This is a genomic window from Legionella sp. W10-070, from assembly GCF_900640175.1.
Lineage (GTDB): Bacteria > Pseudomonadota > Gammaproteobacteria > Legionellales > Legionellaceae > Tatlockia.
The window spans coordinates 111,094-126,888 of sequence record NZ_CAAAJC010000002.1 but is presented as its reverse complement, the minus strand read 5'-3'; the positions used below and the strand labels follow the sequence as shown (position 1 = coordinate 126,888).

The following is a 15,795-nucleotide window of genomic DNA, read 5'->3' as shown; positions in this document are numbered from 1 at the left end:
GACACAGTTGATGTTTCACAGGGTATATTAAGGGGATAAAATGTCTGCCAAAAAGAATTCTGTAACCTTGGTAGTGGCCGTTCTACTTGCTTTTATTGCTATAGCCAGCGGGATATTTGTCTCACACTACCTTTATTCCAAAAAAAGAATTGATCCTAATCAGTTTCACGGTACCTATCTTGAAACACCCCGGGAGGTTGAGCAATTTGCTTTGACTGACGTTGATAATAAGCCATTTACTAATGACAACCTGCATGGCCAGTGGACAATGCTTTTTTTTGGTTTTACCAATTGTGGCTACTTATGCCCAACCACAATGGCCGAGTTAGGTAAAATGTATCGGCTTCTTCAGCAGGAAGGCGTTAAACCATTGCCGCATATCGTTATGATTTCTATCGATCCTGACAGAGATAGCCTGGAAAAACTGCAGCATTATGTTAAAGCCTTTAACCCGCAGTTTGATGGGGCTACCGGCGCTGAAGACGCAATAAAAAAGATGACCCGCGAGATGGGGATTGCCTATGCGAAAATAGCGCTTCCTGATACCAATGATCCGCAGAAATATGATATGCAGCATAGCGGGGCTGTCATGCTCTTTAATCCCCGGGGGGAATTAAATGCCTTCTTTACTACACCACACCAGGCAACTCTTCTGGCAAGAGACTATCAGATGTTGCTTTCTCAAGATTAATTCCAATTTCTGATTTAAAGGCATTATCCGGATATTTTTACAGATAATGCCTTAGTGCGTCCTTGCCATTACTGTGGCAGGGTATAGCTGCCTCCAGAATGTGAAATAAGTTTAGTATTACGGTGTCTTAAATTTAGGCTAGGCTTTTCTTATAACGAATGAAAATAATAATTAAAGGAACCATTGATCCATGAAAATTGCGATTTTATCTACCAATCCTCGACTTTATTCACACCAGCGCCTGAAAGCCGCTGGCGAGGAAGCAGGCCATGAGATCAGCGTTATTAATCCACTCTATTGTTATATGAATGTAGCTACTTCTAATCCTAAGGTGCATTATCGGGGAGGAGAAGCTTTACCCCAATACGATGCCGTTATCCCGCGGATTGGCGCCTCAATTACTTTTTATGGTACTGCTCTTTTAAGGCATATGGAAACAATGGGAATGTATACCCTTAATGAATCAATAGCGATATCCCGCTCGAGAGATAAATTTCGTGCCCTACAGCTTTTGGCTCGTAAAGGAATTCCGATGCCAAGAACCAGTTTTGCCTTATCACCTGACGATACAGAGGATCTGATCCGTATGGTAGGAGGGGCACCGTTAGTGATTAAACTTTTGGAAGGAACCCAGGGAAAAGGGGTGATTTTAGCGGATAGCCATCAATCGGCTGTAAGTATAATTAATGCCTTTAAGGAAATGTCTACCAACATTTTGGTTCAGGAATTTATTGAAGAGTCTCATGGAACCGATATTCGTTGTTTCGTAATTGGTGATAAAGTAGTTGCTGCGGTAAAGCGACAGGCTAAGGAAGGTGAGTTTCGTGCTAATGTTCATCAGGGAGGTACGGCAATCAAGGTGAAATTATCGCCCCAGGAGCGGGCAATAGCGATCGCTGCTGCAAAGGCAATGGGTTTAAAGGTCGCAGGTGTTGATTTGCTACGTTCCAATCACGGCCCCTTGGTACTGGAAATAAACTCTTCTCCTGGACTTGAAGGGATTGAAAAGGCAACGCATGTTAATATTGCTGGTAAGATTATTCAATATATTGAAAAGCATGCAAAACCTAAAGGTATGAATCAACGGTTTCAGGGATGAATACAAGACAACCTATAGTTATTGCAGGAGAAAGTATCAAGGCAGGAGAATCACGTTGCATTAAGTTATCACTTGCAATGTTATACACCTCAACGCCTATTGAAATCCCCGTTTATGTTTTTCATGGTAAGAAAGACGGGCCGGTGCTTTTTGTGACAGCGGCTATCCATGGCGACGAAATCAATGGGGTCGAAATTATAAGGCGATTGCATCATACACCGCAAATTAAGCGGTTGCGCGGAACATTGATTACTATCCCCATTGTTAATGTATACGGTTTTTTTCTTCATTCACGCTACTTACCGGATAGGCGAGACTTAAATCGCCAGTTTCCTGGGCGAGAGCAGGGGTCGATGGCTTCCAAACTGGCTAATTTGATTATGAAGGAAATTGTCAGCCACTCCACCCATGGGATTGATTTACATACCGGTGCTATCCACCGCTCCAATTATCCGCAAACCCGCTTCAGCCATCAATGTGCTCAATCGGCAAAACTGGCGGAAGCCTTTGCTGCCCCTATTATGGTGGCTTCAAACATGCGGGATGGTTCATTGCGGGAGGCGACTGATAATTTAAATATCCCAATGATGGTCTATGAAGGGGGGGAGGCGTTACGTTTTGATGAAATGGCGATAAAAATTGGGGTGCGTGGAATATTAAATGTAATGACTTATCTTAATATGTTTTCCCCTTCGCAAAGAAAATTACCCAGAAGAACAGGCTTTATTTCGGCGATTGCTGAATCCACATTCTGGATACGCGCGGTGGAGAGCGGAATGCTCACTAAAAGTAAAGCCCTTGGGGAAAAGGTAAATAAAGGAGAAATCCTCTGCCATATTGTCGATCCTCTTGGGGATAATGAAATTAAGATCAAATGCCCTTGTGATGGAGTGATTATAGGAAAGACTAATATTCCTTTGGTCAATGAAGGGGATGCTATTTTTCATCTTGGGGTTTTTGATGACCTGGGCAATTTACAACTGCCTGCAGATAGCCCGCAAGATTGGGATTAGAAACCATCTACAATTCTGATTTTCCCTATTTCGTAGCTATTTTTTTCTGCTCACTTTTACCGATTAACCAGGAAGTATTAACCTCCAGTTCTTCGGCAATCGAGGTTAATAGTTTATCATCAGGTAAAGTAATGCCGTTTAAAAAAGCCTCCGCTTTAAACTTGGGTATCCTAACAAGTTTGGCAAAAGCTTCAATACGCTCTTCACTGCGAGACGGAACGTCAATACTATCAAGTTCCTTATTGAGTCGCTCAGCAAATTGTCTGTAAGGCATACTTACCTCATTAGAAAATTTTAATATGTAATTTCTATAGCATAAAAAATAAATTTTGCAATTTTTTGAAAATCAATTCAGGGAACCGCATACTTTGAAAATATAATTCACTCCCTTTTATTGCGGATATAAAACCAATAATAGGCATATGAACCCATAACCATACTGATAACAAAATATAAGGGATCCATATTCCAGGTCGCTAAAGCAGTTATGGAGGGACCAGGACAATAACCGGCTATTCCCCAGCCAATGCCGAAAATAACACTGCCGAGGATGAATCGTTTCGTAATCTTTGTTTTTTCAGGAATATGAAAACGTTCTCCAAGAACCGGTTTTCTGAACAAGCGAACAATCCGATATCCAATAAAAGTCGTCAATAACGCAGCAACCATGACCACAAGCAAAGTAGGATCCCAATTGCCGGTAACATCCAGAAAGTTAAGTACTTTATAAGGATTCATCATATTTGAAATGGTCAATCCTGCTCCAAAGATTATTCCGTTAATAAAAGCCATCAGATGATACATCAATAGATCCCTCCCAGATGTCGTACGATATACACGGTAATAAAGGCCGAAGCCATAAAAACCAACGTGGCCAGGATGGAGCGCATTGATAGACGCGCAATTCCACAAACACCGTGACCTGAAGTGCACCCTTGTCCCATGCGTGTACCAAAACCGACACAGAAACCGCCGATTAACAATAGTAGAATTGGAAAGTCATGACGCAATGAAAACTGAATTGCCGGAAATAAATAAAACGCGATACCACCAACGATTAAACCAAGCAGGAAAGCCAGGCGCCAAAAAGATTGCCCTTTTTCTGGCGGGCATAATCCATGGATTAATCCGCTCATGCCAGCAATTCGTCCATTCACCGCTAAAAACAGAACCGCACTGAGACCAATAAGAACCCCGCCTGCTAATCCACGATAGGGGGTGAATTCGGTAAGATATTCCATTTCTATGACCTTAAATTTTATAAATTGTTGTCGGTGGGCCTGACACTTGGAAGCGCACCCTGTTGCACAAGATTAAACAGGCCTTCAACCCACAGGTCAGAGTCATTAACACAAGGGATTAAAGTTAATTGACTGCCTCCAAGCTGCTCCCATTGTGCTTTGGCGCGAATCCCTATCTCTTCAAGGGTTTCAAGACAGTCGGCAACGAAAGAAGGACAGGAAATGGCAAGGCGCTTTATTCCCTTCCTTGCCAATTCAGTCAACAAAACATCCGTATAAGGTTTAATCCATGGTGTTTTCCCTAACCGGGATTGAAAGGCGGTACCATAGTCTTTTTCGGTTAAATTAAGCAGTTTTGCCAGTTCCCGGCTGGTAGCGTAGCATTGGGCTTTATAGCAGCCTTTGCTGCTTTTATCCGCAGGACACGGCCCGTTACATACCGATTTACAGCCATTATAAATCAAATGACGTTCCGGTATGCCATGGTAACTGAAAAGTAGGTAGTCATGTGTCGCAATATGGGGTTTTATAAGTGCAGCCTGAGCATCGATAAAAGCCGGATGCTGAAAAAAATCCCGGATAATGGTTAAGGAAGGAAAAACCGCATTGGGGGCGAGCTGCCTTAATACCTCTTCTATTGAGGAGCCTGTGGCTGCTGATGAATATTGTGGGTAGAGCGGCAATACGGTAATGGATTCGCAGTCTCCAAGCTCCTTCAGTGCATTACTGACAGACGGGTTGCCATAGCGCATTCCAAGGGATACTTTCCATTCATCCCCAAGTTGCAATTGTAATTTGGCCTGTAAATTACGGCTATTGACAAGCAAAGGAGAGCCTTTTTTTGTCCAGATGGCTTGATAGGCATGTGCGGACTGTTGCGGCCTGAATGGTAATATGAACCCATAAAGAATAAGGTTTCTAATGGGGGATGGTAAATCAATAACCCGTTTATCCTTAAGAAATTGTTTCAGGTATCGTCTGACTGAGCGAACATCTGAATTGTCCGGCGTTCCGAGGTTAATAAGTAGCAAACCTTTTTTCATAATCTATCAAAGGACAGCAAATAAGCCGCCAGGTAATTTAGGAACAATTACACAGCAGTACAGACTGCTGTGTGGAAATTATTAAGCGCCAGCTTCTTCAGCGACCAATGCAATGACATTAGAGGCATGCAGACCGCGCTCCCCTTTTTCAAGATCGTAACTTACTTGCTGGCCGGGAACCAGTGTTTTATAGCCGGTACCATGAATTGCGGAAAAGTGAACAAAAATATCTTCACCGCCACCTTCTGGCATAATAAATCCCCATCCCTTGGCATTATTAAACCATTTGACTTCGCCTATAGCCATAGAATCCTCCTTTTGCTAAAGCTTATCAATCGTCAACATCTGACTGTTGAGCAATTGCATTCATCCTTAAATGACAATTATTAAATCCCACTTCTATACGTGGTTTTTCCAACATAGCGTAAAACGGGTATAATTCTCAATAGTTTTTACAAAAAAAATCCTGATTGGGTCAGAATTGGGAAAGTTTAACAATCAATGCAGTCGTTTATTCATAATCCGGCAAGGGTTTTTTATAGGGGAAAATTTCTTCCAGAGAGACTGAGAAACCATCTTCCCTTACTATGCGGGCATGTTTTCGCCGTAATAGTCTGGGCTCCTCGACGCCGCAAGAATGACTGATGATGGCTACTTCATGAGCCATATTATTGGCATAATGGTAAACGCGCTCAGCTTTGTCTGTAACGACCAGTCCTCTTTGTAAACGAGGATTATGTGTGGCAATGCCTGTCGGGCAGGTATTTTTATGGCATTGCATGGATTGAATGCAGCCTAAAGCCAGCATAAAACCGCGGGCTGAGTTAACGAAGTCAGCGCCGGCGCAAAGAGCCCAGGCAACACCCGAAGGGCTAATCAGTTTCCCACTGGCGATAACTTTGATTCGTTCACGTAAATTATACATAACCAGAATATCCACCAGGACAGGAAGGGACTCTTGAATGGGGATGCCCATATAATCCATCAGCCCCTGAGGTGATGCGCCAGTACCGCCATCAGCGCTGTCAAGGGTAATAAAGTCGGGGGCAAATTTAACCCCCCGTTTATGAATAGCTTTGCATAAATCATAAACCCATTCGTAACTGCCTAATACGAATTTACAGCCTACAGGCTTGCCTGTAACTTGACGAATATGTTCAATGCTATTCAAGAGTTCTTCTACATTGCCAATGTCAGTGTGCCGATTGGGACTAATGGAATCCATATGGGCAGGGATCCCTCTGATTTGTGCGACCTCTTCGGATACTTTCACTGCTGGTAAAATGCCCCCCTTACCGGGTTTAGCACCTTGACTGAGTTTAATTTCAAACATCTTGATATTGTCATGTGCAGCCAGTTCGCGCAGTCTGGAATCCGACAGATGCCCCTCCGCATCTCGGAATCCATATTTTGCTGTGCCTATTTGTGCAACAATGTCACAGCCAGATTCTAAATGGTAGGGAGAAATGCCTCCTTCCCCTGTATTAAGCCAACAGCCTGCTTTTTTTGCGCCCCTTCCCAGCGCCAGAATTGCTGGTTTGGAAATTGAACCATAACTCATGGCGGAAATATTGAAAATGTGGTTTGAAGTATATGGCTGTTTACAATAAGGGCCTATTGTGACAGGGTGAATAGTTGCCTCATCCCGGGTAAGTGGCGGAAAGGGGGCGCTTACGAAATAAACCGTCCCGGTATCATGAAGAGGGCGCGTTGAACCAAAGCCGATAGTTGTATCAACGTTTTTGGCTGCTCGATATACCCAGGAGCGCTCTGCCCTGTTGAAAGGCATTTCCTCCCGGTCGTTTGCAAAAAAATACTGACGGAAAAACTCGCCAAGAAACTCAAAAAAATAACGGAAATGACCAATAATAGGGTAATTGCGTAAAACAGCATGGCGTTTCTGAGCCCTATCCCATAAGTAAACCGTAGTCAGCAAAAGGATTAAGCCTGCAACAATAATCATCAGGATCAATTCATCGACTTCCAGGGCGCGTAAAAAAAACACATCTCTTTTTGTAAGCTCAATTGTTTCCACCATAAATCCTTTGAACTTTAATTGGGAAAATCTGTTAATCCGAGATTAACAGAAACAGGATTTGTATCCTTTTTATTTTAGCAGATTAATCGATTTAAAATTAATAAGATAAACATAATATAGAGAATAGCAACCAGTTTAAAATCATTATTTAGTATATACTTATATTAACTTTACGGGATTTGGGGGAGTGTCATGGCTATCAATTCCTCTTTGGCCAATCACCTGTTGATCGCCATGCCTTCACTGGTTGATCCCAATTTTGAACGATCAGTGATCTATATTTGCGAACATCATGTTCAGGGGACGGTAGGATTAATTATTAACAGACCAATGCAATACCCTCTAAGCATGATTTTTGAGCAAATGCAAATTGAACCAGCACGGCATGAACAAAATCAAAAACCACTGCTTTTCGGGGGGCCGATACAGCCGGAACGAGGTTTTGTCATCCATCGACCTGTAGAGAGTGGTTGGCGATCCAGTCTGGCATTACGGGAAGAGGTAGCAGTAACTACTTCCAGTGATATTATTCATGCTATCGCTGCAGATAAGGGTCCAAAGGATGTATTAATAACATTAGGCTATTCTGGATGGGGGGAACACCAGTTGGAACAGGAGGTTTTGGATAATTCCTGGTTGGTTTGTCCTTTTAATGCCGAAATACTTTATGAAGTACCTTTTGCTGAACGCTGGGAGTACGCTGGTTCAATAATTGGTGTTAAAATGAACCAATTAACTTCTGTCGTAGGACATGCTTAGCTTTGAAGTATCTTGGGTATAATCCAGGCATATTGGGTTAAACAAAGTGCAGCCAACGGCTCCATAACTACATAACGATGCAGAGTGCTTATATCCAATACGATTGGGGTTTCTTATATGCCTGAGGGTGTTTATTTGGGATTTGATTTTGGTTACAAACGAATAGGGGTGGCTGTTGGTCAGAAAATCACTTGCAGCGCCCGGCCATTGACTACTTTGGATGCAAAGACAGGAGTACCGGATTGGGGGAAGATCCAGGAGCTGTTAATTCAATGGCAACCTCAGGCACTGATTGTTGGATTACCTACCTGTATTGATGATCGTGAACAATATACGACAGCCGCTGCACGAGGTTTTGCCCGCCAGTTAAGGAAACGGTTTGCCTTGCCTGTTCATTTGGTCGATGAACGTTTATCGACTGTAGAGGCGCGGGCCCAGTTGTTTGCTGAGGGCGGATACCGTAAAATCAGGCAATCTCAGGTTGATAGCATCGCTGCTTGTATTATATTGGAGCAGTGGCTGCAATATAATTAAATTAAAGATATGAAGCATTTTTTAGATATTAGCCAGCTTTCCCGACAGCAGATAGACTCTTTATTGCAAAGAGCAATTTATTTTAAAAATAGCAAAGTTTACCCTGATTACGCTCAACATACCGTTGCCAATCTTTTCTATGAAAATAGCACCCGAACACGCATCAGTTTTGAGTTGGCAGCAAAAAAGCTATCCATGCCGGTAATCAATGTAGATTTACAGCATTCTTCTGAAGCAAAGGGCGAGACCATTGAGGATACCTTAAGAACCCTGGCTGCTATGGGAATTAACCTGTTTGTAATCCGACATAATCAGGATGGATTACAGTCACGATTAGCGGCTGAGTTGAAAAACGAGCTCCACATTGTTAACGCGGGTGATGGCCGCCATGCACACCCCAGTCAGGCAATGTTGGATTTGATGACTATTTACGAACAAAAACCGGATTTAAAGCAACTTAAACTGGCTATAGTGGGTGATATTCGCCATTCGCGGGTGGCGAATTCGCTGCAATGTCTCTGTTCTTCTTTAGGTGTTAAAGCGCTTGCTCTGATTGCCCCCAGGATATGGCAACCAAGCGTTGTACATTTCGGTTATGTCACTGATTCTTTATCAGAAGGCTTGAAGGATGCGGATGTAATCATTTGCCTAAGGGTGCAGCGTGAACGTTTGCAGGAAAATGAGCAGCTTGATTTAGAAACGTATCGGCGCGAATTCGCCATCACCGAAGACATGCTCAAGTATGCCAAAACGGATGCAATGGTCATGCATCCCGGCCCTATAAATAGGGGCGTTGAAATCGATAGCCAGGTAGCAGATGGAGCGCAATCCTTTATATTGCACCAGGTCAGTAACGGGGTTTTTATGCGTATGGCCATTCTGGAATCGCTCATTAAACGAGAGTAGCGGCTGGCGATACTGATAGTTTCGCCGTTATCTGGGAGCCTGGAGTGTCTGCTTAAAGGATAGTGCCTGTTGTAGCGCACCAAGCGTCACTCTCTCTGATTGATTGATATCCGCAATGGTTCTCGCCACTTTTAATAAACGGTGATAAGCGCGGGCGGATAATTTCAGCCGCTGCATTGCCTGATTTAAGAAGCCTTGTTCTTCTTCTCCCAAGGCACATAGGGTTTCGCAATCTTTGGCGCTGAGCTGAGCGTTAGTACAGCCCTGACGCTCTGATTGTAACGCGCGAATATTAGTTACGCGTTCTCTTATCGTCATGCTTTGTCCTGCTTCTGCCTGATTAGGTTTGATTAGTTCTTCCTGTGAGAGGGCTTGTACTGTGACCTGCATATCAATTCTGTCCAGCAAGGGCGCTGATAATTTCGCCAGATAACGGCTGATGCGTTCGGGGGTGCATAAGCAATTGGCCTGAGGGTTGCCCCATTGGCCACAAGGACAGGGATTCATTGCGGCAATAAGCTGAAACTGAGCTGGAAATTCGCTTTGGATGGCTGCTCGAGAAATGCAAATGTTGCCTGATTCCAGCGGTTCACGTAAGGTTTCCAGGACGTGCTTGTGAAACTCAGGCAGTTCATCAAGGAATAAGACACCATGATGGGCCAGCGAAATTTCACCCGGTTTGGGCGGATTCCCTCCGCCGACCAATGCCACAGGTGATGCGGTGTGATGGGGTGAGCGAAAAGGAGGATGGCGCCACTTATTGAAGTCAGGAAGATGTCCGCGAATCGAGTTAATTGCAGCGCATTCCAGGGCTTGAGTTTCAGAGAGTTCCGGAAGCAAGGTGCTAAAACGTTTAGCCAGCATCGTCTTGCCGCTGCCAGGAGGGCCGCATAATAAAATACTGTGCCCGCCGCAGGCCGCAATTTCCATAGCCTGTTTTGCGTGATATTGTCCCTTAATGTCCGACCAATCAAGTTTTGCTGACAGCTGCTCTGTTTCAGGTGGTGCAGGTAATTCCTGCAGGGCTGTATCCTGGCATAGATAACTGCAAACTTCACGCAGGCTACTGGCAGCGTAGACGCCTTTATATCCGGCAAGTGATGCTTCCTCGGCATTAACTTCAGAAATAATGAGTTGCTGCTTGTCACGATGAGCAGCGAGTACTATGGGGATAATGGCTGAAACGCCGCGCAAATTTCCACTTAAAGCCAACTCGGCAATAAATTCATGTGAGGCTAATTTCTGCATGGGAATTTGCCCTGAGGCAGCAAGAATGCCAATTGCAATGGGTAGATCAAAGCCGCTGCCTGATTTGGGTAAATCAGCAGGTGCCAGATTGACAGTAATTTTACGGCAGGGGAACTCAAATTGACTATTGATAATGGCACTACGGACACGGTCTTTACTTTCCTTGACGGCGGTTTCCGCAAGGCCAACAATAGTAAAGCCCGGCAGCCCATTAGATAAATGGACTTCCACTGAAACAGGTTGCGCATAGATGCCTACGGCACTGCGCGTTTTGCTAAAAGCGAGATTCATTATTCTTCCTGATAGTTGGACTAACAAGCGCATCTTGACTACTTGTTATGTTATTTTTATTGCACCAGGGAGTTTACTTGGTTGTTTTATTCTTTGCTATCAAATTTTCAATTTCTATCTGCAATTCGTCCAGTTTCTCCCGCGTTCTTGCCAAAACTTTAGTTTGTATATCAAACTCTTCGCGGGTCACCAGATCCAGTCGTGCAAAGCTGGCTTGTAAAACTTCTTTGAATTTTTGTTGAATCTCTTTTTCAAAATTTTGTACACTTAAGGGCAAGGTGGCGAGCAGTTTCTTTGCTAACTCGTCAAGTTGTCTGGTGTTAAACATGCAAATCTCCTGCGTGTTTTCTAATGGCTGACAGTCTAGCAAAATTTAAGGCTTTTAGTCATGTAATATCTAAAAGGAATCATGATGAAAATGCTGACCGCAATTATCAAGCCATTTAAACTTGATGATGTCCACGAAGCACTGATGGAAATAGGTGTACCTGGAATTACTATCTCTGAAACCCGGGGATTTGGCCGCCAGAAAGGCCATACTGAAATGTATCGAGGGGCGGAATATGTCGTTGATTTTCTTCCAAAGATTAAAATTGAACTGGCGTTGCCTGATACGATGGTGGAAGCTGCAATTGATGCCATTTGCAAGGCGGCTTATACCGGCAAAATTGGAGATGGCAAAATTTTTGTTTCAGAATTGCAGCAGGTTGTACGAATCAGGACGGGCGAGGTAGGTAATGATGCTCTTTAGGTTCTGTGCACTTATCTACTATCTTGGCTCAACCTAGCGATAAGTGCACAGAACCTAAGGGCATAATTCGGTGATAATAAAATCCCACTCCTCTTTTTTCACTGGCAATACGGACAGGCGGTTTCCTTTGCGTAATAAAACCATTTGTCCAAGCTCGGGATACTGTTTTAGGGTATCAAGCGGGATCAGTTGCTTAAATTTTTCCTTAAAACGTACATCAACCATAAACCAGCGTGGATTATCGGGGGTGCTTTTGGGATCAGGATGCTCGCTTTCCGGATCAAAGGCAGTATGATCCGGATAAGCTTTACTGCTAACCTCAGCAATGCCAACAATACCCGGAGGACTACAATTGGAGTGGTAAAAGAAGACCTGGTCTCCAATTGACATTTCATCGCGCATCAGGTTACGTGCCTGATAATTACGGACGCCATCCCAATGAGTCGTTTGATGGGGGGCAGCGCGCAGATCATCAATGCTAAAGCAGTCAGGCTCTGATTTCATTAGCCAATAGCGTGTCATGATTTACTCCAGTAAATGGTACGTTGGGTAACCACCGCAGTAAGAGGAATGTCCCAGGGTTGTGCTTCAATAAAATGCTGGCGTTGGAATTCATAGGCTACGCCAATGAGTAGAGGGTGATTGACTTCTGCCAGGGTGCGATCATAGTAACCAGCTCCCATGCCAAGGCGGGTACATTTTTCATCAAAAGAAACAAGAGGCATGAAAATAATGTCCAGTTCTTCGGGGGGCATGGCATCATGCTTATCTATGTCAGGTTCTGCAATGCCGTATTGATTTTCAATGAAGGGCGTTGCAGGTGTGGCTGGTAGAAAAGATAATGTTTTATCTTCATTCAACTTGGGGAAATAGCAATATTTTCCTTGCAAGGGAGCGGAATTCCACAATTCGCCTAAATTTATTTCCCCTCGTGCAGCCTGGTAGAGTGCAATCCGTTTGGCATAGCGATATTGTTCCAGACCGCGAATATGAGCACAAACTTGTCTGGATACTGCTTGTTGATAGATGGGGGACAATTTGCTACGCAGCTGTTGGTAGCTTTGCCTTAATGCAAGTTTAAAACGATCAGCCATTAGAAGGTTCTCTTTTTAGCTGGAATTATTGATTAATAGAGATAATAATTCAACTGTTTCATCAGGACGGGGTGCGATTAAAGCGGCGGTTGGTGGTAATTGGCAGTAATTGTAGCCTGGATGGAGCGGCAGCGAAATCCGGGATCGGAGCTTGATAATAAACACATTCGCGGATTTCGCTGCCGCTCCATCCAGGCTACAACGTTCAATTTGGTCCGTAGACAATCTCTGTAATAATCGCTTTAGACAAGATGTGCTTATCTTCTGTAAAAAACCGTTGTAGATAATGGTGGAGCATATCATTTCTATAACCAGCGTAGATATCTAAAAATAATTTCATCTTTATGTCTCTAGCAGAACAACTCGTCTCTACGAAGGAGAACTTACTTAATAAAGCGATTTTCTGTTCAAAACTAATATATCTGATATACGGCCTTAATGCATAATATTCTTCGTCAATACAATCTGCATCGTTTATGATGGGTAACAACAGTTTTTTGATAATGTCTTTGTACAATTCTTGCGGAATAAGCGGTTGGAAATGACCTAAAAAAAATAAGGCCTCTCCTCGTGAGGAATCGTCCAACATCGTCAGCCATTTCTCCCCCATCTCCCGCAATTGTTCTTTCTCAAGAGCCTTGTGAAACTTAAGGATAAAAGAAACCACGGGCTCCACCTTAAATTTTTTACTGAATGCAGAGAGGAAGGAAAATAAAAATTGAAATAGAGCATCATATTGTTCAACAGGTAAATAATTAAAGTAATGCTCCATACTTTTGATAATTGGTAAATGATGTTCCCATTCCAAGTCCATCTTATCAACTTGCCATAGTTTTTTTAGGATATTTTGCGCAATTAATTTTTTATTTTCTTCATTAATATAAATATCAAACTTTAAAATGTTTTCTTTACTCCAAATTACTTCTTGAGAATTGCTTTGTACTACAAGCCAATTTAGCCTTTCCAGAGCTCTTTCTCGCCATAAGATATTTTCTTCCTCATCTAAGCCATCAATGATATTAAGTAAAAGTGACATGGAATAATCAATTTTTTCATGCTGAATCGGCAATAATAAACCCCAAAACAGTTCCCTTTTTTTCACTGGAACGTGCTCTTTTAGAAGCCAAAGTGCATTTAAACCGCCAGAATCATGCTTTTTCTTAGCAAAAAGCACTTCTAAAAGCATAGCAATTGCCTCAGGACGACCTATTTTAATCAGCATCTTGACTTGATCAAGGCTTGTTGGGGTGGTGTTAATTTGCCATTGCAAATCTGCAAGTAATTTACCCCCAATTTCTGCTGAAGGAAGATATTCTTTAACTTCATAGATTCGCTGTAGAAGTCCAGGATAGTCCCAAGGGGCCACGTCTAATGCATTCTTTTTAAACACGTTCAAAATGTATGACCATTGGTCAGGAGAAATGATCGACCTATACTGGTAAAGTAATTGATAAACCTGCTTTTGATATTCCCAACCGGAAGGTTGACATAGCTTTATTACTAATTCATTAACTATCGGCTGCAGCATCTTTGGAGGTAATATGGAAATGAAGGCTAGTGCATTTTGAGCTGTTTTAATCACTTCAAAGTGTGAAGAAGAAGACCATTGACTGGCGAGCATGATTATTTCCTGATCGCTAAGGACGTTTTTAAAACTAATGCAAGTAGAAAAAACCAAATCATTAAATCGAGACAAATGAGTTGCTAGTTTTTTTACCACCAAATCATGTTGTGTTGCAGGAATAATAGCGGCCAAAGCTCTCAAGGCTTTTATAACAGTCTCTTCGAGATAATAGGCGCGTTCATTGTTGCGAAGAAATAAAATCAATGTTGCAATAAGCTCTTCACAACGCGCTTCTGGCAAATTATCTTTTGTAAAGATATCACCCAGTATAATTAACATATCAAAACCAGAAAAACATTGAATTTGACTGCTTGTAGATAAAAAACAGTCTTTATTTTTTTGTAAAATTTGAATGAGTTCATCAATGATTTGCGGTTTAATTTCATTGCCAATAAATGGTTTCAACTGGCATAAGAATTGCTGATTTTCTTCACGACGATCTGAGGCTCTATGGCCATCTAGAAATAATTTAATGCGCCAAAAAATATTTCCTTGAGTCATGGATTCATCAGAATAGTTTTGCTCTAATGGTATTTTTAATTGATTTGAAAGTTGTTTAATTTTTTGCACCAGTTTTATATCAGATTGATGTATCCTGGATAAGCGTTCTCGTAAATGGGAAAAATCAGGATCAGTGGAATGATGATCTAATTTATTCATTATTTTCACAGTCTGTTCATTGTTTTGTGATAATAGTTTTTCAGCTCCAATGAATCTTTTTTCCGGGATAAAATCCAACTCCGCCAAACTTGCCCATTGCTCCTGTTTTGCAAAGTAGTCAATATATTGATTAACAAACGACAAAAAAATATCTTCCACACCAAGTATTGCTCTTAACTCCGCCGATAAATGGAATGAATATTTTTCAAATAACGAAAAAAAAGCGCCTAAAATAGTAATGAATTCATCATCTATAAAAATATGATGAGTATTTAAGCAGCCAATGATGCTAAAGACATGATCGAAATCTCCAGGACAACTTAAGAGTTTGGTAAATTTTCTTGCAAATTTGATATTGGTTGTGTTTTTTGAAACAAAAAAAGGCAAGATGCTTTCTGTAAAATAAGAAATATGTTTAATGTAATCGTCTAATAAACAACGCAGGATCTCAGCGGGCGCGACATTTTTAATTAATTGATTTCTAATCACATCAATGTATTTTTTTCTCAACTCACAAGAAGGCATGTCATATGGGTATGGTAATCATCGGAGCCGAAAAGATACGCCAAGGAATATTACTAATCCAGTACTTTTTAGATGCCTGTTCTCTCTTGAAAGTTAAATACGCCTGACGCTTTTCTCCTTAGTCTAGATGTGCTTCGGTTTGCAGAGGGTGAATGACATTTTCGTTCTGCAAAAAAATTTGTTCACAGAATCTAGGCATAATCATAAAAATGAGGTATATAGCTCTTCACCAATTTAAGGAGATTTAACCCCCTCCGCAGTAAGGTTCTGTGCACTTG

General features: G+C 42.2%; 18 protein-coding genes. 7 read left to right on the top strand and 11 right to left on the bottom strand.

Annotated features, from left to right (window positions below):
* Positions 1-40: 40 nt before the first annotated feature.
* The 3 genes from E1O65_RS01535 to E1O65_RS01525 all read left to right on the top strand — a co-directional run bounded on the left by E1O65_RS01535 (position 41) and on the right by E1O65_RS01525 (position 2,803).
* Positions 41-691 (top strand): SCO family protein, encoded by a 651-nt coding sequence (locus E1O65_RS01535; protein WP_133131834.1) that lies wholly within the window; start codon positions 41-43, stop codon positions 689-691.
* A 190-nt stretch (positions 692-881) separates the two neighbouring features.
* Positions 882-1,790 (top strand): 30S ribosomal protein S6--L-glutamate ligase, encoded by a 909-nt coding sequence (gene rimK / locus E1O65_RS01530; protein ID WP_133131833.1) that lies wholly within the window; start codon positions 882-884, stop codon positions 1,788-1,790.
* The gene (locus E1O65_RS01525; RefSeq protein WP_242601507.1) at positions 1,787-2,803 is read left to right on the top strand and encodes a succinylglutamate desuccinylase/aspartoacylase family protein; all 1,017 of its coding nucleotides are present in this window, start codon (positions 1,787-1,789) and stop codon (positions 2,801-2,803) included. The genes rimK and E1O65_RS01525 overlap by 4 nt, the downstream gene beginning before the upstream one ends.
* A 25-nt stretch (positions 2,804-2,828) precedes the next feature.
* Here the strand turns inward: E1O65_RS01525 and E1O65_RS01520 are convergent, their stop codons facing one another.
* The 6 genes from E1O65_RS01520 to E1O65_RS01495 form a co-directional block, all read right to left on the bottom strand.
* On the bottom strand, positions 2,829-3,077 hold the full coding sequence (locus E1O65_RS01520; protein ID WP_133131832.1) for a hypothetical protein: 249 nt from the start codon (positions 3,075-3,077) through the stop codon (positions 2,829-2,831).
* 107 nt (positions 3,078-3,184) lie between these two features.
* On the bottom strand, positions 3,185-3,607 hold the full coding sequence (locus tag E1O65_RS01515; RefSeq protein WP_133131831.1) for a DUF6691 family protein: 423 nt from the start codon (positions 3,605-3,607) through the stop codon (positions 3,185-3,187).
* On the bottom strand, positions 3,607-4,044 hold the full coding sequence (locus tag E1O65_RS01510; protein WP_133131830.1) for a YeeE/YedE family protein: 438 nt from the start codon (positions 4,042-4,044) through the stop codon (positions 3,607-3,609). Before E1O65_RS01510 ends, E1O65_RS01515 begins: the two co-directional genes overlap by 1 nt.
* 17 nt (positions 4,045-4,061) lie before the next feature.
* Complete coding sequence (gene hemH, locus E1O65_RS01505; protein WP_133131829.1) at positions 4,062-5,087, bottom strand: ferrochelatase; 1,026 nt, start codon at positions 5,085-5,087, stop codon at positions 4,062-4,064.
* Between the two features lie 81 nt (positions 5,088-5,168).
* Positions 5,169-5,393, bottom strand: a complete 225-nt coding sequence (locus tag E1O65_RS01500; RefSeq protein WP_133131828.1) for a cold-shock protein — start codon at positions 5,391-5,393, stop codon at positions 5,169-5,171.
* 205 nt (positions 5,394-5,598) lie between these two features.
* Positions 5,599-7,125, bottom strand: coding sequence for an FMN-binding glutamate synthase family protein (locus tag E1O65_RS01495; protein WP_133131827.1), 1,527 nt, complete (start codon positions 7,123-7,125; stop codon positions 5,599-5,601).
* A gap of 192 nt (positions 7,126-7,317) precedes the next feature.
* Here E1O65_RS01495 and E1O65_RS01490 point away from each other — a divergent pair, with 192 nt between their 5' ends.
* The 3 genes from E1O65_RS01490 (at position 7,318) to E1O65_RS01480 (ending at position 9,324) form a co-directional block, all read left to right on the top strand.
* Positions 7,318-7,884: a YqgE/AlgH family protein gene (locus tag E1O65_RS01490; RefSeq protein ID WP_133131826.1), complete on the top strand. Its 567-nt coding sequence runs from the start codon at positions 7,318-7,320 to the stop codon at positions 7,882-7,884.
* 117 nt (positions 7,885-8,001) lie between these two features.
* Positions 8,002-8,418 carry a Holliday junction resolvase RuvX gene (gene ruvX, locus E1O65_RS01485; RefSeq protein WP_133131825.1) on the top strand — a complete coding sequence of 139 codons (417 nt, stop codon included), beginning with the start codon at positions 8,002-8,004 and terminating at the stop codon, positions 8,416-8,418.
* Between the two features lie 9 nt (positions 8,419-8,427).
* Entirely contained in the window at positions 8,428-9,324 is an 897-nt protein-coding gene (locus E1O65_RS01480) for an aspartate carbamoyltransferase catalytic subunit (RefSeq protein WP_133131824.1), read from the top strand.
* A 27-nt stretch (positions 9,325-9,351) separates the two neighbouring features.
* Here the strand turns inward: E1O65_RS01480 and E1O65_RS01475 are convergent, their stop codons facing one another.
* The gene (locus E1O65_RS01475) at positions 9,352-10,863 is read right to left on the bottom strand and encodes a YifB family Mg chelatase-like AAA ATPase (protein WP_133131823.1); all 1,512 of its coding nucleotides are present in this window, start codon (positions 10,861-10,863) and stop codon (positions 9,352-9,354) included.
* Positions 10,864-10,936: 73 nt separating this feature from the next.
* Positions 10,937-11,191 (bottom strand): accessory factor UbiK family protein, encoded by a 255-nt coding sequence (locus tag E1O65_RS01470; protein WP_133131822.1) that lies wholly within the window; start codon positions 11,189-11,191, stop codon positions 10,937-10,939.
* Between the two features lie 84 nt (positions 11,192-11,275).
* Between E1O65_RS01470 and E1O65_RS01465 the strand changes: the two genes are divergently transcribed.
* Positions 11,276-11,614 (top strand): P-II family nitrogen regulator, encoded by a 339-nt coding sequence (locus E1O65_RS01465; RefSeq protein WP_133131883.1) that lies wholly within the window; start codon positions 11,276-11,278, stop codon positions 11,612-11,614.
* Positions 11,615-11,668: 54 nt separating this feature from the next.
* Here E1O65_RS01465 and E1O65_RS01460 read toward each other — a convergent pair whose 3' ends face one another.
* The 3 genes from E1O65_RS01460 to E1O65_RS01450 all read right to left on the bottom strand — a co-directional run bounded on the left by E1O65_RS01460 (position 11,669) and on the right by E1O65_RS01450 (position 15,481).
* Entirely contained in the window at positions 11,669-12,136 is a 468-nt protein-coding gene (locus tag E1O65_RS01460) for an EVE domain-containing protein (protein ID WP_133131821.1), read from the bottom strand.
* Positions 12,133-12,708: a 5-formyltetrahydrofolate cyclo-ligase gene (locus tag E1O65_RS01455; protein ID WP_133131820.1), complete on the bottom strand. Its 576-nt coding sequence runs from the start codon at positions 12,706-12,708 to the stop codon at positions 12,133-12,135. The genes E1O65_RS01460 and E1O65_RS01455 overlap by 4 nt, the downstream gene beginning before the upstream one ends.
* A 205-nt stretch (positions 12,709-12,913) precedes the next feature.
* Positions 12,914-15,481: a hypothetical protein gene (locus E1O65_RS01450; RefSeq protein ID WP_133131819.1), complete on the bottom strand. Its 2,568-nt coding sequence runs from the start codon at positions 15,479-15,481 to the stop codon at positions 12,914-12,916.
* Between the last annotated feature and the right edge of the window lie 314 nt (positions 15,482-15,795).

Excerpts from the sequence above, each read along its gene's own strand:
- E1O65_RS01535 (WP_133131834.1), top strand. The coding sequence starts at position 41 with ATGTCTGCCAAAAAGAATTCTGTAACCTTGGTAGTGGCCGTTCTACTT.
- rimK (WP_133131833.1), top strand. The coding sequence starts at position 882 with ATGAAAATTGCGATTTTATCTACCAATCCTCGACTTTATTCACACCAG.
- E1O65_RS01525 (WP_242601507.1), top strand. The coding sequence starts at position 1,787 with ATGAATACAAGACAACCTATAGTTATTGCAGGAGAAAGTATCAAGGCA.
- E1O65_RS01520 (WP_133131832.1), bottom strand. The coding sequence starts at position 3,077 with ATGCCTTACAGACAATTTGCTGAGCGACTCAATAAGGAACTTGATAGT.
- E1O65_RS01515 (WP_133131831.1), bottom strand. The coding sequence starts at position 3,607 with ATGTATCATCTGATGGCTTTTATTAACGGAATAATCTTTGGAGCAGGA.
- E1O65_RS01510 (WP_133131830.1), bottom strand. The coding sequence starts at position 4,044 with ATGGAATATCTTACCGAATTCACCCCCTATCGTGGATTAGCAGGCGGG.
- hemH (WP_133131829.1), bottom strand. The coding sequence starts at position 5,087 with ATGAAAAAAGGTTTGCTACTTATTAACCTCGGAACGCCGGACAATTCA.
- E1O65_RS01500 (WP_133131828.1), bottom strand. The coding sequence starts at position 5,393 with ATGGCTATAGGCGAAGTCAAATGGTTTAATAATGCCAAGGGATGGGGA.
- E1O65_RS01495 (WP_133131827.1), bottom strand. The coding sequence starts at position 7,125 with ATGGTGGAAACAATTGAGCTTACAAAAAGAGATGTGTTTTTTTTACGC.
- E1O65_RS01490 (WP_133131826.1), top strand. The coding sequence starts at position 7,318 with ATGGCTATCAATTCCTCTTTGGCCAATCACCTGTTGATCGCCATGCCT.
- ruvX (WP_133131825.1), top strand. The coding sequence starts at position 8,002 with ATGCCTGAGGGTGTTTATTTGGGATTTGATTTTGGTTACAAACGAATA.
- E1O65_RS01480 (WP_133131824.1), top strand. The coding sequence starts at position 8,428 with ATGAAGCATTTTTTAGATATTAGCCAGCTTTCCCGACAGCAGATAGAC.
- E1O65_RS01475 (WP_133131823.1), bottom strand. The coding sequence starts at position 10,863 with ATGAATCTCGCTTTTAGCAAAACGCGCAGTGCCGTAGGCATCTATGCG.
- E1O65_RS01470 (WP_133131822.1), bottom strand. The coding sequence starts at position 11,191 with ATGTTTAACACCAGACAACTTGACGAGTTAGCAAAGAAACTGCTCGCC.
- E1O65_RS01465 (WP_133131883.1), top strand. The coding sequence starts at position 11,276 with ATGAAAATGCTGACCGCAATTATCAAGCCATTTAAACTTGATGATGTC.
- E1O65_RS01460 (WP_133131821.1), bottom strand. The coding sequence starts at position 12,136 with ATGACACGCTATTGGCTAATGAAATCAGAGCCTGACTGCTTTAGCATT.
- E1O65_RS01455 (WP_133131820.1), bottom strand. The coding sequence starts at position 12,708 with ATGGCTGATCGTTTTAAACTTGCATTAAGGCAAAGCTACCAACAGCTG.